At 46.6% G+C, this 23,661-nt stretch carries 20 protein-coding genes and 1 tRNA gene; 12 read left to right on the top strand and 9 right to left on the bottom strand.

Annotated features, from left to right (window positions below):
• Positions 1-1,611, top strand: a 1,611-nt coding sequence (gene dnaK / locus NK638_RS02925) for a molecular chaperone DnaK (protein WP_274631871.1), incomplete at its 5' end; no start/stop codon positions are given.
• Positions 1,612-1,696: 85 nt separating this feature from the next.
• Here dnaK and NK638_RS02920 read toward each other — a convergent pair.
• Positions 1,697-2,521, bottom strand: a complete 825-nt coding sequence (locus NK638_RS02920) for a methyltransferase domain-containing protein (protein ID WP_274631870.1) — start codon at positions 2,519-2,521, stop codon at positions 1,697-1,699.
• A gap of 122 nt (positions 2,522-2,643) precedes the next feature.
• The gene (locus NK638_RS02915) at positions 2,644-3,894 is read right to left on the bottom strand and encodes an 8-amino-7-oxononanoate synthase (RefSeq protein WP_274631874.1); all 1,251 of its coding nucleotides are present in this window, start codon (positions 3,892-3,894) and stop codon (positions 2,644-2,646) included.
• A 416-nt stretch (positions 3,895-4,310) separates the two neighbouring features.
• Between NK638_RS02915 and NK638_RS02910 the strand changes: the two genes are divergently transcribed.
• The 4 genes from NK638_RS02910 to NK638_RS02895 all read left to right on the top strand — a co-directional run bounded on the left by NK638_RS02910 (position 4,311) and on the right by NK638_RS02895 (position 7,160).
• On the top strand, positions 4,311-4,856 hold the full coding sequence (locus NK638_RS02910) for a porin family protein (RefSeq protein WP_274631869.1): 546 nt from the start codon (positions 4,311-4,313) through the stop codon (positions 4,854-4,856).
• A gap of 144 nt (positions 4,857-5,000) precedes the next feature.
• Positions 5,001-5,555, top strand: coding sequence for a porin family protein (locus tag NK638_RS02905; RefSeq protein WP_274631868.1), 555 nt, complete (start codon positions 5,001-5,003; stop codon positions 5,553-5,555).
• A gap of 206 nt (positions 5,556-5,761) precedes the next feature.
• A complete protein-coding gene (locus NK638_RS02900; RefSeq protein WP_274631873.1) occupies positions 5,762-6,250 on the top strand; it encodes an NfeD family protein in 489 nt (162 codons plus the stop codon).
• Positions 6,251-6,299: 49 nt separating this feature from the next.
• On the top strand, positions 6,300-7,160 hold the full coding sequence (locus NK638_RS02895) for an SPFH domain-containing protein (RefSeq protein ID WP_075101278.1): 861 nt from the start codon (positions 6,300-6,302) through the stop codon (positions 7,158-7,160).
• An 88-nt stretch (positions 7,161-7,248) separates the two neighbouring features.
• On the opposite strand, the gene hemN is transcribed toward NK638_RS02895, so the two are convergent.
• Both hemN and NK638_RS02885 read right to left on the bottom strand, forming a co-directional pair.
• Complete coding sequence (gene hemN / locus NK638_RS02890; protein WP_446739803.1) at positions 7,249-8,712, bottom strand: oxygen-independent coproporphyrinogen III oxidase; 1,464 nt, start codon at positions 8,710-8,712, stop codon at positions 7,249-7,251.
• A 355-nt stretch (positions 8,713-9,067) separates the two neighbouring features.
• Complete coding sequence (locus tag NK638_RS02885) at positions 9,068-11,593, bottom strand: penicillin acylase family protein (protein ID WP_274631866.1); 2,526 nt, start codon at positions 11,591-11,593, stop codon at positions 9,068-9,070.
• A 291-nt stretch (positions 11,594-11,884) separates the two neighbouring features.
• On the opposite strand from NK638_RS02885, the gene NK638_RS02880 reads away from it, so the two are divergent.
• Positions 11,885-13,495 (top strand): YifB family Mg chelatase-like AAA ATPase, encoded by a 1,611-nt coding sequence (locus NK638_RS02880; RefSeq protein ID WP_274631865.1) that lies wholly within the window; start codon positions 11,885-11,887, stop codon positions 13,493-13,495.
• Positions 13,496-13,546: 51 nt separating this feature from the next.
• On the opposite strand, the gene NK638_RS02875 is transcribed toward NK638_RS02880, so the two are convergent.
• Both NK638_RS02875 and NK638_RS02870 read right to left on the bottom strand, forming a co-directional pair.
• Entirely contained in the window at positions 13,547-14,230 is a 684-nt protein-coding gene (locus NK638_RS02875) for a phosphoglycolate phosphatase (protein WP_274631864.1), read from the bottom strand.
• Positions 14,231-14,443: 213 nt separating this feature from the next.
• Positions 14,444-14,944, bottom strand: coding sequence for a DUF4385 domain-containing protein (locus NK638_RS02870; RefSeq protein WP_274631863.1), 501 nt, complete (start codon positions 14,942-14,944; stop codon positions 14,444-14,446).
• Positions 14,945-15,134: 190 nt separating this feature from the next.
• Between NK638_RS02870 and NK638_RS02865 the strand changes: the two genes are divergently transcribed.
• Positions 15,135-15,491 (top strand): hypothetical protein, encoded by a 357-nt coding sequence (locus NK638_RS02865; protein ID WP_274631862.1) that lies wholly within the window; start codon positions 15,135-15,137, stop codon positions 15,489-15,491.
• Between the two features lie 83 nt (positions 15,492-15,574).
• On the opposite strand, the gene NK638_RS02860 is transcribed toward NK638_RS02865, so the two are convergent.
• Together NK638_RS02860 and NK638_RS02855 are read right to left on the bottom strand one after the other, a co-directional pair.
• Positions 15,575-15,650, bottom strand: a tRNA-Phe gene (locus tag NK638_RS02860).
• Positions 15,651-15,797: 147 nt separating this feature from the next.
• The gene (locus tag NK638_RS02855; RefSeq protein WP_274631861.1) at positions 15,798-16,220 is read right to left on the bottom strand and encodes a hypothetical protein; all 423 of its coding nucleotides are present in this window, start codon (positions 16,218-16,220) and stop codon (positions 15,798-15,800) included.
• Between the two features lie 410 nt (positions 16,221-16,630).
• On the opposite strand from NK638_RS02855, the gene hisB reads away from it, so the two are divergent.
• From hisB to NK638_RS02835, 4 genes are all read left to right on the top strand, one after another.
• Complete coding sequence (hisB, locus tag NK638_RS02850; RefSeq protein ID WP_274631860.1) at positions 16,631-17,290, top strand: imidazoleglycerol-phosphate dehydratase HisB; 660 nt, start codon at positions 16,631-16,633, stop codon at positions 17,288-17,290.
• Positions 17,291-17,435: 145 nt separating this feature from the next.
• Entirely contained in the window at positions 17,436-18,071 is a 636-nt protein-coding gene (gene hisH, locus NK638_RS02845) for an imidazole glycerol phosphate synthase subunit HisH (protein ID WP_274631859.1), read from the top strand.
• 127 nt (positions 18,072-18,198) lie between these two features.
• Positions 18,199-18,588, top strand: a complete 390-nt coding sequence (locus NK638_RS02840; protein WP_274631858.1) for a hypothetical protein — start codon at positions 18,199-18,201, stop codon at positions 18,586-18,588.
• Between the two features lie 274 nt (positions 18,589-18,862).
• Entirely contained in the window at positions 18,863-19,795 is a 933-nt protein-coding gene (locus NK638_RS02835) for a DJ-1/PfpI family protein (protein WP_274631857.1), read from the top strand.
• 75 nt (positions 19,796-19,870) lie between these two features.
• Here the strand turns inward: NK638_RS02835 and NK638_RS02830 are convergent, their stop codons facing one another.
• Positions 19,871-21,193 (bottom strand): valine--pyruvate transaminase, encoded by a 1,323-nt coding sequence (locus NK638_RS02830; protein WP_274631856.1) that lies wholly within the window; start codon positions 21,191-21,193, stop codon positions 19,871-19,873.
• A gap of 980 nt (positions 21,194-22,173) precedes the next feature.
• On the opposite strand from NK638_RS02830, the gene drt2 reads away from it, so the two are divergent.
• Positions 22,174-23,601, top strand: coding sequence for an antiviral reverse transcriptase Drt2 (gene drt2 / locus NK638_RS02825; RefSeq protein WP_274631855.1), 1,428 nt, complete (start codon positions 22,174-22,176; stop codon positions 23,599-23,601).
• Positions 23,602-23,661 lie beyond the last annotated feature (60 nt).

Here is a 23,661-nt window from a genome sequence, read left to right as displayed (position 1 = left end):
GCGCCACCACAGGTTTCTGCTGAAATCTTGAAAAAAATGAAAAAAACGGCAGAAGACTATTTGGGCGAAAAAGTAACAGAAGCGGTCGTAACCGTACCTGCTTACTTCAACGACTCACAGCGTCAAGCCACCAAGGATGCCGGTAAAATCGCCGGTCTTGATGTAAAACGTATCATCAACGAACCAACTGCCGCCGCTCTTGCTTATGGTATGGACAAAAAGCAAGGCGATAGCACCGTTGCTGTATATGACTTGGGTGGTGGTACTTTTGATATCTCAATCATTGAGATTGCAGATGTAGACGGCGAGCAACAGTTTGAAGTACTAGCGACCAATGGTGATACATTCCTTGGCGGTGAAGACTTTGACTCAGCGTTGATTGATTACTTGGTCGATGAATTCAAAAAAGAGCAAGACGTCAACCTAAAAGGTGACTCACTTGCGATGCAGCGTCTAAAAGAAGCAGCAGAAAAAGCAAAAATCGAGCTATCAAGCGCTCAAAGCACTGAAGTGAACTTACCATACATCACCGCTGACAGCAGTGGTCCTAAGCACTTGGTCATCACTATCAGCCGCTCTAAGCTTGAGAGCTTAACCGAAGATCTGGTACAGCGTACCATGGATCCTTGTAAGATTGCCCTTGAAGATGCTGGCCTAAAAGTCGGCGACATCAACGACGTGATCTTGGTCGGTGGTCAGACTCGTATGCCACTTGTACAACAAAAAGTACAAGAGTTCTTCGGTCAAGAGCCACGTAAAGACGTAAACCCTGACGAAGCAGTAGCAGCGGGTGCCGCGATTCAAGGTGCGGTATTGTCTGGTGACAAAAATGACGTTTTATTGCTTGATGTGACACCATTGACGCTTGGTATTGAGACGATGGGCGGCGTAATGACCCCAATCATCGAGAAAAACACCATGATTCCTACCAAGAAATCACAAGTGTTCTCAACAGCAGAAGACAACCAGCCTGCGGTAACCATTCAGGTTTATCAAGGCGAGCGTAAAATCGCTAACCAAAACAAACTGCTTGGCCGCTTTGACTTAACAGATATTCCACCAGCGCCACGTGGTCTGCCACAAATCGAAGTGACTTTCGATATCAACGCTGATGGTATCATGAACATCTCAGCGACTGACAAAGGTACTGGTAAAGCGCAAAGCATCCAGATCAAAGCAGACTCCGGCTTGTCGGATGAAGAAGTTGAGCAAATGGTACGAGACGCTGAAGCCAACGCAGCTGAAGATGAGAAGTTTGCAAATCTGGCACAAGTTCGCAACGAAGCGGATGGTCGTATCCATGCGGTACAAAAAGCGCTAAAAGAAGCGGGTGATAAAGTCACTGAAGAAGAAAAATCATCAGTAGAAGCGGCAATCTCTGAGTTAGAGACAGCGACTAAAGAAGATGATCATGACGACATCAAAGCCAAACTTGAAGCGCTAGACAATGCTTTCTTGCCTGTCAGCCAAAAAATCTATGCTGATAGCGGTGCAGGCGCAGAAGGTATGGATCCAAGCCAGTTCCAGCAAGGCGCGGATGCAGCAAGTAACAACCAAGCCGACGATGATGTTGTCGATGCTGAGTTTACAGAAGTAGACGACAAAAAATAAAACGGCTGATAAGCTGACCGTTGATTAATGTGACATAAAAACGCACCTTTCGAGGTGCGTTTTTTTATGGCAGTTACTCATTTGATCAACGACCGATATTTGGTTCAATAAGCTGGGCACTAATAATCAGTGCCTCATAAGTGAGTATGACACCAGCGTCTCCCGCCTCGTCTATCGCCGAAAACTGCTGCCAGTAGCGCCGCTCAAATTGCTGTAAGCTCGATTTGTTCCAAATGAAAGCCACGCGCGGGCTGGCTTTGTTTTGCGTTTGATTAGTCGATACACCAGTGAGTTTCATATGTTTGAGTACCGCATAAGGACTAGAAAACGTCACATCAAAGCGCCGTGTCGATAGCGCAATATTGTCAAACCCAGCGTGATGCAATGCCAAGCGCCATTGCTGCATGTCAGGATAGTGAAGCCCTTGACCAGTCAGGGCTTTGATTTGCAAAAAATTATTAGGTGTAAAGGTGCTAAAGACCAGCTGGCCACCTGCTTGGAGGCGAGAGGCAGAATGGGCAACAAAGCTGAGAGGATTATCAAACCATTGCACAGCATTGGCGCTGACAATCAAACTATGTTCTCCTTTGAAGTCGATAGTTTCAGCGTCGCCGATGGCAATCTGAGCATTTGGCAAAATGCCTTGCAGGGTAGCTGTTTGCTCGGCGCATAGCTCATTGATCAGCCAGTGCTGGCTTTGAATGTGCTCGGCCAATAGGCGGGTCATCTGACCTGTACCTGCACCAATCTCTAAGACGCTATCTTGCGTTTTTTTTGAGATGGTCGCCAGCAAGTCGTGACAGATCTTTTGCTGGATAGTGGCGTGCTCATCATAATGACTGGCATTGGCAAAATGGCGCGCGATGGTTTGCTTTCTGTGATCTAGCTTGAGTGCGGCTGAGTGTGTCATCTATGCTATTACATCCTGTCGGCGAGCCATTTTTCCTAAACCATATTGTCAGTCTGTGACTGATCGTAAGGCATCTGTACGTCAGTCATCGCTAGTAGCGATTCAACCTATATTTAAGACAACTACAGCTGCTGAATTAACCGCTCACAGTCATCATAGGTCAGTTTGGCATTCATTACTAGACGAATGCGCGCGCTATTGGCAGGCACCGTAGGCGGCCTAATAGGCAGTGCATAAAACCCAGCGGCCTGTAGCTGCTGGGCTTTGGCCAGTGTGCGCGCATTATCGCCCAATATATAAGGGACGATAGGCGAGGTATAGGCGCTGCTGACTGCACTGGTAGAGTATTTGAGGGCAATGGCCTCGCTCAGCTCGGTAGACAGTAGTGTCAAATGCGTCCGCGCCGGTGTCAAGCTTGGCATTTTGGCCAACACAAAACGTGTCCAAGCATGGTTGATGGGCGGCAATGCGGTACTAAAGATCAGTGAGCGCATGTGATTGACCAGCCAGCGCTTGATGGTTTCATCACACATGATATAAGCGCCAACGGAGGCAAATGCCTTGCCAAAGGTACCAACCAAATAATCAATCTGCCCGAGTGTCTGTGTTTCCTCTGCCAGCCCAAGCCCTGTCTCTCCTAAGACCCCGATAGCATGAGCTTCGTCGACATACAGCTCAATGCGCGCATCTTGAGCTTTTATTTGTACCAGTTGTTGTAAGTCTGCGCGATCACCATCCATACTAAACACGCTTTCGGTCACGATAATGATGCGCCTGATATCGTCATCAGCTCGCTCGATAAGCCGAGCCAGATGCGCGTAGTCATTATGACGATAACGGCGATAGCCAACGGTTTTGTTTTGGCTAAGGCGCAGCCCATCGATGATACTGGCGTGCACCAGCTTATCTGCTAACACCAGTGTTTTGATGGGTAAGGTGGTCAGCGCGGGCAAAATACCGATATTGGCATGGTAGCCGCTGTTAAATACCAACACAGATTTTGGCCTACTCAGATTGCTAGGGCTGCTAGGACTATTAGAGACATCTTCTTGACACACTGCCGTTTGATACCATGCTTGCATCTCAAACTCTAAGGCTTGTAACTGCGTGTCGTCTCCTGTGAGTAGCCGTGAGGAGGTAGCACTCATCTTAGGATAATGCGTGTCAGCCAATTGATCCATCTGCTCAAAAAACGCCCTTTGTAGCCTACTGTCGCTGCCCAAACCCAGATAGTCATTACTGGCGATGTTTAGTAAGCGTTTGCCTTGATAAACGACATAGCGCCCATCATGTGCCAGCGTCGGTATTTGCCGATACTGCTCATTTTTCTTTAACGTCTGTAGTGCTTGCTCCAGCTCGTCCTTGAGGGTCATCATCTATTTTTTCCTACCATATTGATAAAACAAAGCGGTTTTTTGGCCCTTTTCGGTCTCTTTGTCCCTTGCAGCTAGGGCATGTATTCTATCAAGCGATAATCATCTAACTGGGTGAAATATGAGGATACGCTCGGTAAAACCTAGTGCTCAAACACACACGCTGCCATCGCTTTCGATGAAATAAGTAGGAATTATTGCACAAAAACGGAGGTTGTAACAAAAGATTTCATATCTTTGCCTTTGTAACCCACCCGCTGATAAATACTTGCAAATCTTAACTCTCACACCATCAAACACTGACAGAGAGTTTGAAATAGTTTGTTACTATATATTCATCGTTAGCAAACAAGGCGATAAGGCCAAAAGCCTATATAAATAGATAACTTGTTTGCCATAGTTTTAAGGAGCTTATCATGAATACTCTACAAAAAACCCTACTTGCGCTAGCTACTGGTTCATTGTTGACAGTCAGTGCTCAATCTGCGACGACTTATAGTAACGGCTATACAGGCCAACCGTATGTAGGTGTAAAAGTCGGTCAGTTTGACTTAGATATCGACAATGCTGATGACCCAACAGCTTATGGTGTTTATGGTGGTTATAACTTTGACCAAAACTTCGGTATCGAAGCAGAATATGTCGGCTCAGACGATGCTGACTACAGAAACGGTGACCTAGATGCCAAAACGTATGGTGCTTATGGTACGGCTCGCTACCAGTTTCCAAACACGGGCTTATACGCCAAAGGCAAACTAGGGGTAGCCAAAACTGAGGTCGAAGGCGATTACACGGCTGGTCCATTAAAAGTGTCAAATTCAACCAGTGATACTGGTATCGCAGGTGGCGTGGGACTTGGTTACTCAGTGAATCCAAACTTTGGGGTTGAAGCTGAATACGCCATGATGGATAGCGACGTCGATGCCAAACTATTAACAGTGGGCGCTCATTTAAAATTCTAAATCGATAATGAAATGACTTAAAGTCTACCGGATTAGAACTTTATAAGATAAATACGGTCATTGAGAAACGACAGATGTCTATCTCGTTTCTCAAACCAATACTCTATATAAGATTGACGAACTACACTATCTTAGGGGAATATTATGAAAACTTTACAAAAGACACTATTGGCTTTAGCGGCAGGTTCATTACTCACCGTAGGCGCACAAGCTGCTGTCACTTATGGTAATGGTTACACCGGTCAAGCATACGTCGGTGCCAAAGTCGGTCAATTTGATCTAGACGTCAATGATGCTGATGATCCAACCGCTTATGGTATCTATGGGGGTTATAATTTTGACCCTAACTTCGGTATCGAAGCTGAGTATGTCGGCTCAGATGATGCAGATTATCGCGGTGGCGATATTGATGCTAAGTCTTATGGCGCTTATGGTACTTACCGCTATCAGTTCCCAAATACAGGGTTATACGCCAAAGGTAAACTAGGTGTGGCAAAAACTGAGATAGAAGGGGACTATACGCGCAATATTGGCAATACTGAAATCAGAACCGAGACGTATTCAGACAGTGATACGAGCCTAGCAGGCGGTGTTGGTCTTGGTTATTCAGTGAGTCCAAACTTTAGCGTTGAAGCTGAATACGACAAGTTGGGAAGTGATGCTGATCTAATGACTGTTGGTGGTCAGCTGAAGTTCTAAGGCATTGATTGACCACACCTTATATTTATATATCACACAAAAAACGATCGCTTTGGCGGTCGTTTCTTTTTGATTGCATCTAAGATATGGGAGTTGTGTTATGAGTGGTGTATATTGATGATTTTTAAGAGGTTATAAATGCTCAAAGTATGCTACATTGAAAGCTAGGATAGCAAGCTAGGATGATTCAAACAGGGTGGGTGGCAATGATGGAGATGTTTTTGATGATTGAACCTTGGCATTGGTTGGTATTGGGCTTTGTGCTACTTATCGTGGAGATGTTTGTACCGACATTCGCCAGCCTGTGGTTTGGTGCCGCTGCCATTATTGTTGCAGCATTGGCTTGGCTCTTGCCGATTTCTCTTTTTGTGCAAGTTGTCATTTGGTTGGTGCTGTCGACGGTGTTTTTAGTGGCATGGTTTAAGTTTATCAAGCCTTTATCAGTGGATCGTACCAAAGCTGGATTGGGCGGTGGTGTCATCGTGGGTGAGACAGGGATGATTGTGCTATCACCGCAACCCGAGCGCGCAGGTATCGTGCGCTTTAGTGTCCCTATCGTTGGCGCGGCAGAGTGGATGTGCCGCACCACAGGAGAGGAGATTGCAGTTGGTGAGCGGGTGGTGGTGACAGATATCGTGGGCAATGAGCTGATCGTCAGAAGCATACAGTCGCCTACGCTGAGCCAAAAAAAATAGGCAAGTTTGACTGCCAGTCAAATACAATTATCAATTATAGGGATGAGTTATGGAAAGCTTTAGCATTGTGATGGTGGTGTTGATTGCGCTGGTAGTCTTTACCGTGTTTAAAGGGGTGCGCATCGTACCGCAAGGTTATAAGTGGGTGGTGCAGCGACTGGGCAAATATAGCCAGACGCTAGAGCCTGGTCTCAACCTGATTATCCCTTATGTCGATGACGTCGCGTATAAAGTCACCACCAAAGACATCGTACTTGATATTCCATCGCAAGAAGTTATCACTCGCGATAACGTCGTCATCATCGCCAACGCTGTCGCTTATATCAATATCGTGCGCCCCGATAAGGCGGTCTATGGTATCGAAGATTATGAGTATGGTATCCGTAATCTGGTACAGACTTCCCTGCGCTCGATCATCGGTGAGATGGATTTGGATAACGCACTATCTAGTCGTGAGGAGATTAAAACCAAGCTCAAGCATGCCATCTCAGAAGACATCGCTGATTGGGGTATCACACTCAAAACAGTCGAGATTCAAGACATCAACCCCTCAGACACGATGCAAGCATCGATGGAAGAGCAGGCGGCGGCTGAGCGTTTGCGCCGTGCGACAGTGACGCGTGCCGATGGACAAAAACAAGCCGCTATCTTAGAAGCAGATGGTCGCCTAGAAGCCTCACGCCGTGATGCTGAAGCGCAAGTGGTGCTGGCCAAAGGCTCTGAGGAGTCCATTCGCCTGATTACTGCTGCGATGGGCGATGAAGAGATGCCGATTGTTTATCTGCTAGGCGAGCAATACATCAAGTCGATACGTCAGCTTGCAGAGTCTGATAACTCAAAAATGGTGGTACTGCCTGCCGACATCTTGAGCACGGTCAAAGGTATGGTTGGCGATAAGTTTAAGGTGTAACAACGCTACGGTTGAGCGCTCATATTGACATAACAAAAGACCTCAAAAACGAGGTCTTTTTTGTGCATAAAGTATTTTTTAAAGTACGTTAAATCACTTTAGAAAAGCGGTTTTTATGCTTTTTGTCCAAATATTCATCAAACACCATGGCGACGTTGCGAGCGAGTAGGCGACCTTTTGGCAGTACACGGATACCAGCGGCATCCATATCGATAAGTCTGTCCTCTTGCATCGCGCCTAACTGCGCAATCTCATCAATAAAATAGGTGATGGCATCGATACCAAATTTTTGATTGACGTCTTTAAAGTCGATGTAGTCGTGACACAGCAGATTCATGATCACATACTCGCGCAAGCGATCTTTGATAGAGGTTTTGATCACTTTGACCGCAGGCATGATGGCCAGATTGTGCTGCGCGGCATCGATGGTGGCGTGATAAGCTTGCAGGTCGGTATCGTTTTGTAAGATATAGCGACTATTGGCATTGGCGATTTGACTGATCGATGAGACCCCAAAGCCGAGCAAATCACAGTCGCCCATGATGGTATAGCCCTGAAAATTGCGATGCAACTTACCCTCGCGCTGTGCCACAGCCAGCTCGTCATCGGGCTTGGCAAAGTGGTCGATGCCGATGTATTGATAGCCTGCTTCGGTGAGCGTGTTAATAGTATTGCCCAGCATGGTCAGTTTGGCCGCAGGGCTAGGTAAATCCGCTTCTTTGATTTGGCGCTGGGCTTTAAAGCGCTCCGGCAGATGCGCGTAGTTAAACACCGACAGCCGGTCGGGTGCCATCTCGATGATGCGACGTACGGTTTGCTCCAATGTCTCAGGTGTTTGATGCGGCAGACCGTAGATCAGATCGATATTGATAGAATGAAAACCCAATTCGCGTGCTTCAGTAAGTACGTTTTCGATTAATTCCGCTGAATGCACGCGGTTGACGGCGATTTGGACGCTCTCCTCTAAGTCTTGTACCCCTAAGCTGATGCGGTTAAAGCCCAGATCACGTAGGACCTTGAGGGTGTTGCCGCTCAGCTCACGCGGATCAATCTCGATAGAGTAGTCGCCTTCATCATCACCCAAAAACTCAAACTGCGTTTGTAAGAACTGCCAGAGCTGAACCATCTCTTCATCACGCAAGAATGTCGGCGTACCCCCGCCTAAATGCAACTGCTTGACGACAGGCTTGCTACTGCCCTCTGGCGCCGATAATAAGCGGCGCTTGTGGGTAATCTCTTTAATTAAGTATTGTAGATAGTCGCCTGAGTCGCTGTTTTTTTTGGTGATGATTTTATTGCAAGCGCAGTAATAGCAAAGGTGACGACAAAAGGGAATATGAAAATATAGCGATAAGGGCGCGCGTGCTTCACGGCTTTGAAGGATTTTAGTCTCTAAACCATCAGCTATCTCTGTAAATTCTAAAGCAGTCGGATAGGAAGTGTAGCGTGGCCCTGAGCGATTGTATTTTTGGATCATCGCTTCATCAAACGCTGGCAGCTGCTTGCTGGTGATACTGCCGCGCGTACTGGCATATGGGTTGTCAGGCTGCATGACAGGGCGCGTGGTCGTCGGCTGCTCGTCAGCGCGGTTGTAGGGTTGCTGAGTATCTGGTTGTGAGTATTCTGTCATACGGCATTCCTCGGGTTGACCATACAGGCTGCGGTTTTGGGTGTCGCTTTTGGTTGTATAGAGATGACTGACTTGCTACCGCTAGTATAACAAATCCCTACCAGTAGTGGGGAGACGACTTATAGCAGTTGGGTAAAGACTGGGATGTGGAGAAGTGATAGCGGAGGTGTAAAGGCTTAGAATTGCTATGCTCTTGAAACGGCGCTTGCTCAGCAGAAGAAAAAGACCTCAGCGGTGTGATCTGAGGTCTTTTGATAAGGTTAAATAGCAGTTGGTTTTACTCGGTTAATTGCAGCGTATCGCCCACTGCGTGAGTTGCTATCTCACCGGTACTAAACGGCAGGCGAATCCAGTCTTTTGCAGAGTAACGCCGCGTCTGGTCACGGTGATAAGGGCGTGTGCTATCCGCGGATTGCGAATACGCCAGTAAGGCGTTGACCACAGGGCCTTTGTCATCAAACGTCACCGCTTGCATATATGTCGGGCCGTTATTGATAAAGGCATACTCGCTGGCATCGGCGTTTGGTGCTGGGCCGCGCGCTACGTTAAAGACGCCTTCACGTCCTTGGCCGCCATGCATCGGAATACGCTCGTTGTTTTTGCTGGCATCAAGGGTGTATTGTAGCTCGCCCAATGTGGCATCGAGCGCCACGCCATTGTTTTGAAAGTAGGCAATCGCATCTGCCAAGGCGGCACGGGTGCCCGCTGTGATTTTAAGATCGCGCGGTGTGTTGATAGGGTCAGACTCATCAAACGGCACATTAAAGGCATCATCAGTAGTTTCGGTAAAGTCGACATTGCGCCAAAACTCTCTAAAGACATGAGCGCCCCTACTGTCTAAGTTATTACGGCGGTCCCAATTGCTCAGCACTGTGCAGGCTTGGGTCGCGTCGATACTGCCACCGCTCGATAACGTCAGCATCGGGTTGGCGGCGCAGTCAGCGAGGACATCGTCAAGCACTAGCTCCGCGACATAACTGCGGTTGCCATAGACCACTTGTTGGAGGTTTTCTAGAGTAAAGGTGTCGCCGCCTAACCCATCTGAGTTGTCCAAACGATCAAATATCTGCTGAAAACCCATACGCGTGCGCATCAATAACGGTACGCCATCTGGTGGATTGGCCGAGATAAAGGGGGTTAAGCGCCGATGCAGTAGTGGTGAAAAATCGGTCAATGGCTGATTTGGATTGCTAAACCAATAGCTGTCATTGGAGTTGGCCACATAATCATCACGTATCAAAAAAGGTAGGTTTGATGCGCCAAAAATCCCAGCTTGCGGCGAATCTGCATCATTGCCCCATTCACAAGTGGCCTTGCTACCATTGAGCGCGGGTAAATCAAAACTGACAATGCCTTGTAAAAACGGCTGTCCTGCGATGCAGCTCTTTAGCTTGTCTGCAGTCACATGAGGGACGGTTGAGATATCAGCGTACAAGGCTTTGCCATGTCTATCTGCAGCGATGGTATTGACAAAACCAAGCCCGACGATGTCTTGCATACGCTCTTTTAAATCTTCGACGCTATCGGCTTTATTCATACTAAGCCATTGGTTAAGTGAGCGCGGGTTTTCTGAGGCAGCATCACGAATGGTAAAGGCCAGATTGTTACTGCCCCATGCTGGCAGGAGGCCGTTGACGGTGTTGACCGCGAGCATCGGACCATAATGCGACAGATAGATGGGCTGAGTCAGGCTGCCGTTGTCAGGCAGCTGGATCGTCACATCGACTTTTTTGATGTCGCGCTCCTCGACAGCGCCTTCAGTGTTTTCATAGGTATATTTCATCGGATCGCCATCGACTAGGTTAAGCTGATAGAGCGTAAAGCGTTTGGCGGTAGAGACGGTATGGCTCCAAGCGACGTCTTTATTAAACCCAATATTGGGAAATGGCTGACCTTGCTGAGCGGCGCCCATGACGTCTAGCTCGCCCGGCAAGGTGAGATGAAATTGATAAAAACGCTGTACGCCATCCCAAGGCTCGTGCGGGTTGCCATAGAGGATGCCGCGTTGGGTGCCGGTGACCTCACTGCCCAAGGCGTAAGCATTACTGCCGCCATCCATCACATTGATGGTGGTCATATCAAAATCAAAGCCCGCCGCCAGCCCTGATGCTGAGGCCGATGAAGATGAAGAAGAGTATAGCGATGTCTCTGATGCCGCACCTGAGCTGGTAGGCAGCCTACGGCTCGTCATAGCTGTATCTACTGCAGGCGGGGCTGCTGCGACGATGGGCGCAACAAAATTGGCAAGCCCGCCGCGCAAGTTAGCTTTACCATAAAGCGCAAGCAAGTCATCGGTATCGATTTCTTGTACCCATGGCGCGCCTGCACACTCAGGGTCGATGTTGTCCACCCCTGTATCGCGCAAGTAGCGACTATAGCCTGCCGCATAGCCTGCTACGGCATCAAGTACTTCTGGCTGTTGGGCGGCCAAAAACTGCTGGCGTTTGGCAGGCGAGTTGTACCAGGTATAAAACACATCGCTGGTGACATCACCGTCCTCGCCCAGATAGAGCATACTCTGACCACGAGCGACCACGATTTCGCGGGCCAGCGAGCAGATATTATCCTCGGCAAAGGCATAACCAACGCCGTATCCTAGGCTTTTATAGTCTTTTGCGGTGATATGCGGGATGCCAAACTCGGTGCGCTGGATGTCCACCTCGTAGGTGGTCGTGGGCTGGGCGGTATCAGCGTTATTAAAACTGTTGTCACTATCCGAACAACCGAATAGAGCTAAGGAAACGGCCACTGTCAGTAGCGTAAGGGTCGGCACACGCCGATGATGAAGCACATTGATGCTCATAACTTATCCATCCTTGGTTGGTTAAAAAAAGCGTGGTACATAAAGCTCGACTCAATCAGCTTTATGAGGCAATAACATCCTTTTATTGCGCATGCGTTTAAGACTAGGGTTGAGATTAAGACGCATCTATTCATCATATAATAATATAGAAGCGTGATGCTGGTGCTGCCTTATTTAACGCATCGGTATTAAGTGATATTAAAATTGAAAACAAAGCGAGTGAGACACGACATTTGCGCACTGATAATTAATGTTTTATTATCGATTGATTCCCTATATTAGGAAGTACTGATGTCGTTTGCTCAAGTCTATACCCGCTCAGTCGTCGGGCTGCATGCCCCCAAGGTCATCATTGAGGTGCATTTATCGCAAGGCTTGCCTGCACTCACCATTGTGGGTTTGCCAGAGGCGGCCGTCCGTGAGAGTAAGGATCGCGTACGCTCCGCCATCTTAAACTCAGGTTTTCAATTTCCCAATCGTCGTCTGACCATCAACTTAGCGCCAGCGGACCTGCCAAAAGATGGCGCGCGGCTGGATTTGCCGATTGCGATTGGTATCTTAGCGGCGAGTGGTCAGATCGAGCCTGAGGGCTTGTCCGCGTTTGAGTTTATCGGCGAGCTGGCGCTAAATGGTGAGCTGCGCCAAGTCAGCGGCAGTCTGGCAGTAGCACGGGCGATAAAAGCAGAGGGGGTAACGGCGCGGTTAGGGCAGATGACAACGACAGCTGACCCAAAAGGCTGCGCGCAAAAAGAAGATCAGAAAGAAGCTCAGAAAGAAGCAAGCGCGCAAAAACTGCCGCAGTTGATCGTGCCCATGGATAATGGTGCTGAGGCCAGCCGCGTCGAGGGTGTAGATGTATTGGCCGCCGAGAGCTTGCAGGCTGTGTGTGAGCACTTACAATCACTGACTGACCCAAACGCGGCCTCTCAGCGTTTACCCATTGTCACGCCCAGCACCGTGCAGCGGCATGTCGGCTATCAGGTAGATTTGGCTGATGTCAAAGGCCAGCATCATGCCAGACGGGCATTAGAGATTGCGGCAGCAGGCGGTCATTCGTTACTGTTTACAGGGCCGCCTGGCTCTGGCAAGACGCTGATGGCATCGAGATTGCCGACCATCTTGCCAGATTTGAGTGATGAGGAGGCGCTGGAGGTAGCCAGCACTTACTCGGTGGCAGACAGTGATTATGATTATGGTACACGGCCCTTTCGTCAAGTGCATCACACCATATCGGCAGTGGCGCTGGTGGGCGGTGGCTCACGTCCGAAACCTGGTGAAATAACACTTGCTGATAAGGGGGTTTTATTTCTCGATGAGCTACCAGAGTTTGATCGTACTGTGCTCGAGGTCTTGCGTCAGCCGTTGGAGGCCAAGCAAATCACCATCAGCCGTGCCAACTCACAAATGACCTTTCCGGCCAGCTTTCAGCTAGTAGCGGCGATGAACCCTTGCCCATGTGGCTATGACGGTGATGGCTCGGGACGCTGCCGCTGTCGACCTGAGCAGATCAAGCGCTATCAAGACAAACTCTCAGGGCCGCTACTTGATCGTATTGATTTACACATCACTGTACCTGCACTACCCATCACAGACTTGCAGAGCGCGCAGACAGGCGAAACCTCTGCCCAAGTCCGCGGGCGTGTTGCTGCCGCGCATCAACGCCAAATAACGCGGCAACACAAGGTCAATAATGCACTGAGCCCAAGCGAGATCGATAAGTATGTGCCACTGGGCGAGGGCGAGCAGCAACTGTTGCAGTTGGCGCAGCAGCGACTTAATTTATCGGCGCGTGGCTATCATAGAGTCTTACGAGTTGCTCGTACCATTGCCGATCTTGCCGCTAGTCATGATGTCACCAGCGCTCATTTGTCAGAGGCGCTCAGCTATCGGGGCAAAGCATAATAGCAAATCAGGCTCGCCTAAGTTAAAGGTCTATAGGCTGTATTTTATCGCTTATGCATCGTTTTGCAGGATCCATTGCACTAAGGCGGCAAAGTCATCAAACGCATGGGTGGGATTTAGCTTGCGAATATCTTGTCCATAGTTGTAGCCATAAGACAGCCCCAGCGTGTCCATACCGGCGTTTTGGCCGGCCAAGATATCATTTCTAGAGTCGCCTATCATGATGGCTTGTGCTGGCGTGACGCCCAGCGTTTGGCAGACATGTAGCAGCGGCGCAGCATCTGGTTTTTTTTGCGCTAAGCTATCGCCGCCGAGCACAGCACTAAACAGCTCTTGCCAGCCAAAGGACTGTAAGATTTTTGGGACAAAACCAATGGGTTTGTTGGTGACCAAAGCCAGTGTGTAGCCCGCTGCCTTGAGTTGTTTGAGACCCTCATCGACGTCTGGATAGGCGACCGTTTTGCTACCGCTGATATCTTTATAAGCTGCAAAAAACACCGCTTCGGCGTGATCCAGAGTGTCTGTATTTAGCTCGTCTTCTAGCACCTCTATTTTGCCGACCAAGGCACGTGCCACCAGCATGCGTGAGCCGTTGCCGACCCAGTTACGTATGGTATCAATAGGGTAGGTGTCTTTGCCAAGTGTGCTCAGCATGGCGTTTACGGCATCGGCCAAGTCTGGTACGCTATCGATGAGCGTACCATCAAAATCAAAAATCAACAGTTGCTTATCCATTATTCCTCTCGGTTTTATGTTGCTATAGCGGATTTAAGATAGCTTCGATGCCCTAACAATACCAAGCAATATAAGGCAAGGCCGGCAAGCGACAGTGTACAATGAGTGGGGGCGCTCTGTATCTATTTTATACAAGGATAGCTATCTTGATCGTCTGTGCTACCATAGCACAGCTAAGCTTTTGCACCCACTTTTATGCAGGCTTAAATATCGCTAGTTGACATCTTTATAGCGCTCGCGGTGCGCTTTTTTCATTTGTAGATAGGTGTCATTTTTACGGCACGCGTCCCATTTTTGCTTAAAAATACGAGCGGACTCTGCTTTGATAGGGTCCTCTTGCTGACGCGGTAACTCTTCGCGGCCATGCGCGCCGCTTTGGCCTTTTTTATCGTCAGGTACCGCCCCTTTGTATTTTTTACCGCCCTTGTGATTGGCATAGCGCCGCGCGCGCGTGTAGCCCATTTGGATAAACTTGCGCGCCATGTCAGCACCGACAAAATCATCCTTTGCCAAGTAATCCAAAAACATCTGATAAATCGTCTCGCTGCTTTGCTTGGCAACCTCAGGAGTGGCAAAGCGCCAGTATGGCAAAATCTCAGACTTATAAGGCTCGACCAACAGCACTCCTTGCTCGCCGCGCCCGACTCGGTATAGCTCAGGCTGCGCGCGCAGGTCTAGGTTTTTATAATCTAAGTCATAATCAAACTCTCGCATCGTGTGCCCTTATCCTTTGTATGATGTTTACGGCTACTATCGAGTATACTGAGCACAGCTGTCTAAAAAACAGCGCAAAAGTGTTATACAACCGTGACAGTGAGCGATTACTATATGAATCACCGCTGCTGGCTTTATCGCTAAGGCCTGCATTAGATAGCGTTTGATGATTACTGAGTAGGTCAAAACCATGACAATAAAACGTATAAAACCATTTGGCATCACCCCGATTTTATGTTCAAAATATAGGTTGGGTGTCGCGGCGCTACTCATCAGTGTACTCAGTACCACGGCGGCATATGGCGCGTGGTTTGAGCGTTTTATCCCGCAGGGTGAGACCTATACCGTACGTGAGATAGACCGTGACTTGGCTTTTGTGATAGATGGTTTTATCTATGATGCGCGCACGTCGTGTTTTTTGGCGGTGGGGAATCGGGTGGTGTTTTTTGAGGGGCGTCATGGTATTGATTACCGCGCGACGGTGTATGATTTGGATTCGCGCGAACGCTGTGAGCTGTTATTGCGCGGTAGGCTATACCAGCGTTAAGTGAGTATTAATCCATAAAAGTCAGCCATAAAAAAACCCCAAACATTTCTCAATGTTTGGGGTTTTAGAATCTAGTAAACGAATGGTGGCTCGAGGCAGGATCGAACTGCCGACACACGGATTTTCAATCCGTTGCTCTACCGACTGAGCTATCGAGCCGTCTTCGTTGAGGCGCTATTAAACTAAATATCGCCGCTGCTGTCAAGGGGTTTTTGCATTTTATGTGATAAAAGTCTCTATATCCGTCAATATAAGCGAAATAATCGGGTTTTGTCTTACTTTGAGTGATTGAATTGAGGACACGCCCTAGTCTTTGACGCGCAACAGCTCATACTCGCTCATGATACGATGAATAGCGTCATCGGCAGGGACGAACTCTCGCACGCCTTTTTTGACCTCGGCATCATAGACCAGCTTGATGAACTTAGCATCGATTGCGCGGCCTTTGTTTTGCTCATGCACAGTTAAGTATTGCAAGCGCTTAGCATTGGTTTGTCCGTCATCGAAGCAAGCCACTGCAGCGATGGGCTTATCATTAAACATGCCGACGTATAGATATTGCCCACGGCTAAACCCTTGCTCAACGAGCCGAAGCACTTCTGCACCACTAGGCTGGGTTTCATCGCTGTCATATAGTGCCGCCAAGCGCTCGGCCAGCTCATTGTCGCGTGCAGGTTTTTTGATCAGCGGGGCGTCTAATCGGTTGATGGCAATGGCTTCTAAAGGCATGGCAGTTGTTCCTATCAAAAATGGAATGTTATAAATAGACAGTGATAAGGTCAGGTCGGTATAAACAAGATAGCACGCGGCATCACAGCGTCACAGCATTGATGATTGATAAAACTCAATGCACTATTTTAGCAGAATACGCAGATTTTGTGCGTGGTTTGGCGCTTGGTCGTGGCGGTCATGATTAGGGTTTGCTATGATGCAGGTAGGCCGCGTATTGTCTCTGACAGACAGACTGCATTTAGCCCGTGCGCGCCAGCCATATTTTAGTCTTTTTTAATCTTTTTTAATCTTTTGTCATTGACAGACTTTGTTGACACCGCTCGCAACGTACGAGTGTTTATTGGACATTTATCGTCCTATTTTATTGAGCACATTTTATTGACCGCTTTTATTGATAGAGAGTAGCCATGACAGCCAATTCGACCACCCATACCCCTGAACAGTCCTTGCCTCAAACCCCAAACCTACATGGCCGTCCAGCGCGCACCGCTACCGTCGAGCGCAATACCGCTGAGACCCAAGTCAAATGTACGGTCAATCTCGATGGCACCGGTCAAGGCGTCGTCGATACAGGGGTGCCGTTTTTGGATCATATGATCGATCAGATCAAGCGTCATGGTTTATTTGACTTAGATATAAAATGCACAGGCGATACTTATATCGATGATCACCATAGTGTCGAGGATACCGGTATCACCCTTGGGCAGGCATTTGCCAAGGCGCTCGGCGACAAAAAAGGCATCCGCCGTTATGGGCATTTTTATGCGCCGCTTGATGAGTCATTGACTCGCGCGGTCGTCGATCTCTCAGGGCGTCCAGGTCTGCATATGGATATTCCATTTACCCGCTCACATGTCGGCAAGTTCGATGTCGATCTGTTTAGCGAATTCTTTTACGGCTTTGTCAACCACTCATGGATGACCGTGCATTTGGACAATCTTAAAGGCAAAAACAGCCATCACCAAATCGAGTCGGCCTTTAAAGCCTTTGCTCGCGCCCTGCGTATGGCCTGTGAATATGATGAGCGTGCGTTGAATACGCTACCGTCGACCAAAGAGGCGTTTTAAGGATAGGTGCGGTGCTGCTACGGTTACAGCCGCGCTTATTGCACGGCTTGTACAGTTGGCGCTTTTGCTCGTAGCAGGATTTTATCTGTACCTCATCCGCTGTTATCAAATATAATAAAAACGATTCAAAAACGAGAACCAATCAATGACCAAAATCGCCTTATTAGATTACGGCATGGGTAATTTGCACTCAGCTGGCAAAGCATTGTCAGCGGTAGGGGCAGACGTCTCTATCACCAATGACCCAAAAGTTGTCGCTGCTGCCGACAAAATCGTCTTCCCCGGTGTCGGTGCCATGCGCGATTGTATGGCTGGTATGGCCGCTGCGGGTATCGATGATGTCGTACGCGACGCGATATTTAACAAACCCGTGATGGCCATTTGTGTCGGTATGCAAGCGCTGTTTGAGCAATCAAGCGAGAATGGCGGCACAAATTGCCTAGGCATCCTAAACGGTAGCGTAGAAGCCTTTGATCCGGCGTGGACAGACGAGCAAGGCGCGACGATTAAAGTGCCGCACATGGGCTGGAATACCATTAGCGGTATGGACTTTCACCATCCATTGTGGCGCGGTATCGATGACCATGCGTATTTTTATTTTGTGCACAGTTTTTACTGCGCGCCTGCCGATAGCGCACAAGTGGCCGCTGTTTGCGACTATGGCCAGCCGTTTTGTGCCAGCGTGATCCAAGACAACTTGTTTGCCACCCAGTTTCACCCCGAAAAAAGCCATACCGCTGGCTTGCAACTGTTAAAGAACTTCGTTGAGTGGGATATATAGTCAGACAACGCTGTCTTTTTCATCAGTAGTCACGCTGAACAGATATCAGCTTGAAAGGCGAGTCGACGGCGTTGCTCACTTCTTATAGGCCGCAGCTATTGCTTGCTGTTATATACGGAAAACACCAGTGGATTTTACCGCCTTTAAAATCAATATCATCGACGTCACAGGCCTAGCCAAAGATGCGCTGCACATATATGTCGGTGTCGGGGTCTATCTGCTGTGCCTGCTGATACTGCGGCCTCTTATCAAAAACCAAAATCTCAGAGCTTTTATGGCCCTGCTGGTGGTGATGAGCGTGGCGCTACTCGGGGAATATCTGGATAATCGCCATATCATCATTCCAAAAGGGATATTTGCGCTGGGAGTCTTGGATATCAAAGCCAGCCTACACGACCTGATAAACACCTGCCTGCTGCCCTTGGTGCTGTATGCGGCCAATAAATGGCTAAAAATATTTCAGCCCACCCCCCATACCAAAGCCTTACTCAAGCGCCATAAAAAAATGGACGGCTAGCTTTTGCTGTCGCCCGTCACTATAGTCAATCCGATATAAAAACGATACAGCGAGAAGACACGTGGTTTTTCTTAGCCTTGAGCGGCGCAGGCACAGCACGCAAGAAAAATTGTGCCAGTTGCAGGCTCATAAGCGGCCTTATCTTTACAAAGCTTACGAAACATAAAAAGTCTCGTCTATTTCACGTCTCCTTATTTTGCTACTTTATAGGTGTCATCTTTCTTGATGAGCCAATACAAGTCATAAAACTATAAGCAATAAAAAAGGAAGCACTATGAATATCCAAGACCTATTAGACAAAGCCAAAGACACCTTAGACAACGCTAAAAGTACCTTAGGATTAGAGCCACAAGAAACTGAAGCAGGCATTTATATTCCCTCAACATCATCGCTAAAGATAGCTGCGCCGAATAAAACCAACTACGATCATACTAATTATGATAATCCCTATACGGGCGATAAGAAAATCATGATGGTCTGTACCGAAGAGCAGTATATGACTATGGAAAACGGCAATAAATTTGATACCGGTAATCATCCGGTGGAGATGATGGTGCCGTTATTACATTTTAAAAAAGCAGGCTTCGACGTGGATGTATTTACCCCAACAGGCGAGTCTGTAAAAGTCGAACAGTGGGCGATGCCAGAGGACGATGACGACGTTAAACAAATTTATAGTGAGTACGAGTCCAAGTTTGAGAGTCCAAAAAGCATCGCGGATTTTGTCAAAAATGACATGGCTGATAGCAATGACTATGCAGCGATCTTTATTCCCGGTGGTCACGGCGCGATGCTAGGCTTGCCAGAAGACAAAAACCTTGGCGCATTGCTACGCTGGGGTCATGAAAAGGCTCTCTTTACTTTGGCAATTTGTCATGGACCAGCTGCTCTACTAGCGGCTAATTTAGAAAGTCCTGATAGCTCTAAGCAAGACGATAACGCTAATAAAGAATTTATTTTTAAAGGCTATAAGATGGTAGCGTTCCCGACGGTTATGGATAAGCAAATGCCAAAAATCGGTTATCTACCAGGACCTATGCCATGGTACTTTGGTGAAAAGTTAGAAGATTTGGGCGTTACTATTGATAATAAACTGGTCTCAGGACAAACGCATCAAGATAGAAAGCTGATCTCAGGTGATGGGCCACTAGCGGCCAATGACTTTGGTAAGATAAGTGCCAAAGCGTTGCTAAAAGCGTTTAATTAACAGGTTTTGATGAGTTTAATCCAAAAAAAACGGACTAATAAATAGTCCGTTTTTTACATTCAAAAAGAGAAGGTTTTACTTAGCCTCATCATACAGTTTTCGCACCACCTCACCAATCACCGCAATGCCTTTGGCCAACGTGTCCTCATCCGCTGCGATACTCATGCGAATACACTCATGCGCGTGTTGATAGTCGCTGACATCGACACCAGGGAAGAAATACTGACTTGGGACGATAAGCGTCCCTTTTTCTTTCAAAGTCTCATACAGCTCAGAGGTACTAATCGGTAAATCTTTAAACCATAACCATAAGAATATCGCGCCCTCAGGCTTATGAATTACTAGCGGATAATCGCCTAATTCCTTTTTAAGTAGGGTAACTGCTGTCTTGGCTTGTTGCTGGTAAAAAGGCTTAATATCGTTATCAGATAAGTCTTTAATAGCGTCATTTTCAACCAGCGGCGTGGCAATAGATGCGCCAAAGCGCGTCGGTGAGAGATTAACCACGGCATTCATCGCACTGACGGCTGCGATGACCTCAGGCGCTGCAACGATAATGCCGGTACGCACTCCCGGCAAACCAATTTTTGACAAGCTAAAACACAGAATGGTATTGTCATCCCAATTAAGGGTAACGTCTGAATAAATAATATTAGGGAAGGGCATACCATAAGCGTTATCGATAATCAGCGGCACATCATAACGCTTAGCAATCTCCGCCAAATGCGCCATTTCCTCATCGGTTAAGACATTACCTGTTGGATTGGTCGGACGCGAACAACAAATCGCGCCAATACGGCCTTCGGTCAGCGCAGGCAAGCTCTCTAACGCCTCAAAATCCACGCGATATTTAAAGAAGCCTTCTTCGCCCTCATGCGTCACTTCTTCAATATGCGGCAACACAGCGGTAAAGTGCTGACCCTCTATATGCACGTCACTATAGCCGATATATTCAGGCGTTAATGGCAATAAAATAGACTTATCGACAGACTTACTCTTTTCATCACTGAAGGCACCGCCAAACAAGTTAAACAAATAGAAAAACGCATTTTGCGAGCCATTGGTCAGTGCGATATTCTCTGCCGTCAAATTCCAATCATAATGACGATTAAAGAACCCGACCAAGGCATCAATAAAAGCGGCATCGCCCTGCGGGTTGGAGTAATTCGCCATACTACTCGTCGCCGTGCTGTTAATGTCCTCACGAAAGCTACCATCGTTACCCAGCGCTTGATAGGTCTCCAAAAACAGCTCATTCACCGCATCAATACGCGCTGGATTACCACCACCGAGCATATTGACCGGCTGATCGCTTTTTAGCGCGTCGCCCAGATCATCCATCAATTGCGAGATGCCAGTGGGCTGGGTAAATTTTTGACCAAATTTGGAGAATTTCATAGGATTACCGTGCGCTTGTCAGTATCTGACTGTTTGATTGGGTGAGTGTGCGGGTTCGTGTGGCGCTAGTATAGCAAATGCCAGCTTTGATGTGTGCGGTGTCAAGCGCTGATCGCCGTTTATCTTTCGTATATTTAACCCACAAATAAACCAAAAAACGCTCTCTATATCAATAGCGAGCGTTTTGGTTTGTGGTGTTAGAGATTGGGGCTTTGGAGCTAATCTCGCCATCCGCTCATATCTTATATGCCCCACTGGCGCGGTGACTAAAGGCTGATAGTGTTCCTGTTGCCTCGATAACCCTCTCAGCCAAGTCCCCGCAAGCCTGAGGAGGGAAATAACAAAGCACTGCTTTGTCCCGACGCAAGAGAAAATCTATGATTTTCTGGGTCACATAAGTATATCCGCTACTTTCGAGGCTAAACCGCCTTGCTATGGCAAAGTTCATCACGATAATCAAAATTTTAACTTTAACTTGAGTTTGAGCGGTAGGGTGCGCCCAGCGCACCGATAAATTAACAATCTACAAAATTAGACAAACTCTATAAAGAGGTTATTATTTATGCGACGCTAAGGTTATTAATGGTGCGCTAGGCGTATACTAAGGCTCATATTTAATATTCCTGTATTTCTATCTTATAAATAACGTAACACTTGACAATAATAGAGAAATATTTAAAAATGAATATGCATCTAGGTTTAGCTTAGGTGGGTGCATGTATCAACTTACGGATAAACGTCCCAAATGACCATTCTAACGTTAGAATGCTAATTTGTGCCGCTCCATAATCATTTGTTAAGTATACAACCAGTATATTTATCATGGTTAGCAGGTTGAGCATATCACATTTCCTCATACATGTTGGACTGTACCACGAGGAGGTCGCCTTTGTAGTTTTAGAAGGAGGCGTAGACTTTTGAGGGGTGCTTCGAAAGAAGTCAAGGATTACAGTCATCCGACCCTCTTAAGTTGGCAATAAATGAATATAATAGATGAATCTTTTTTTAAGAACAGGCAAAAAAAACGCAATTACTTACATTTCGATGAAAAGCGTTCACCTGCCTATTTGTATGATTATATCACACACCCTTCTAATATCACTCGACACTCTTTTTATCCGTTTATCTCCTATAATTTAATCGATAAAAAAATTGAGAAAAATTACTTACACCCTAAACTAGTTTATAAACCTGTTATTAATTCTCCTAGATTTATATCCCACTCGCTTTATCCATTCATTTCATATAAAAAAGCTAGAAAATACGCTATTACTACGTCTAAAGTTAGGTTTATAAGTTATGCCAGTCATTTTGATAGCGACATATATGCCTATTACGCTAGATTATTAGAAAAACCTTATGAGGACTATTTAGCGCAAAACGGCTTAGAAGATTGTGCTTTAGCCTATAGGAAGATAGAAAGAGTTCAAAATAATAAGGTTGTCTCAAAATGTAATATTCATTTTAGTAGAGACGTTTTCTCTATTATCTCTCAAAGAAGAAATTGCGTAGTGCTTTGCTATGATGTATCAAAATTTTTCGACAGTCTTAATCATGAAATATTAAAACGTAACTGGTGTTTACTTCTAAACTGTCATCGTTTACCAGATGACCATTATAAAGTTTATAAGTCTCTTACTAAGTTTGCATATGTAGATAAAAAGCTACTTTATAAAGAGCTAGGATTATCTTTAAATTCAAGAACCTTGCATAAACGTCATAGAGTACTTTGTAAGCCTGATGATTTTCGTAATAGGATTAGAGGTAAAGGTCTTGTTAATACTAACACTAGCTTAGAAGGCATACCTCAAGGCTCTCCTTTAAGTGGACTTTTATCAAACGTCTATATGATGCAATTCGATATAAGTATGAATGGCTATTTAAAAAATATTGATGGTACGTACTTTAGATACAGTGACGATATGATTTTTATTGTAAATAATAAGTATGAGTCTCAACTCGTTCGTTTTATAGACAAAGAGTTAGAGAAGCTAAAGCTTCATATTAATAAAACAAAAACTCAAAGAATTGTTTTTAAAGATGGAGTCGTAAACTTTGACACTGGTAATGTTAGCTTCAATAATCCACATAAACTTCAATATTTAGGGTTATTGTATGATGGTAAGCAAGTATTTCTTAGAGATACAGGGCTTTCTAAATATAATCGTAAAATGAGAAAAGCTATTCGGATGCGGTCAGCTCACTTTAGAAGACTAAAAGCTGATAACAACCTTAACGGTTCTACAATTTATAAGAGAACACTTCATTCTAGATTTACATATATAGGTAAGAGAAACTATATTAGCTATGTCTTCAGGGTTTCAGAAGTCCATAACTCTAAGAATGTTAAAAGGCAAGTGAAAGGTCATTATAAGTTGTTTGAAGAATACTTGAATGCGAGAATATGAACTTAATATTTTTCTAATTTAACCAGTGCTAACTGGAGGCGTGCTCTAGCCCTGATAGTA

This window comes from Psychrobacter sp. A3, assembly GCF_028823565.1.
In the GTDB taxonomy this organism is placed as follows: Bacteria; Pseudomonadota; Gammaproteobacteria; order Pseudomonadales; family Moraxellaceae; genus Psychrobacter; species Psychrobacter celer.
Note: the sequence above shows the minus strand (reverse complement) of the source record. Positions and strands in the feature narration are given on the sequence as shown.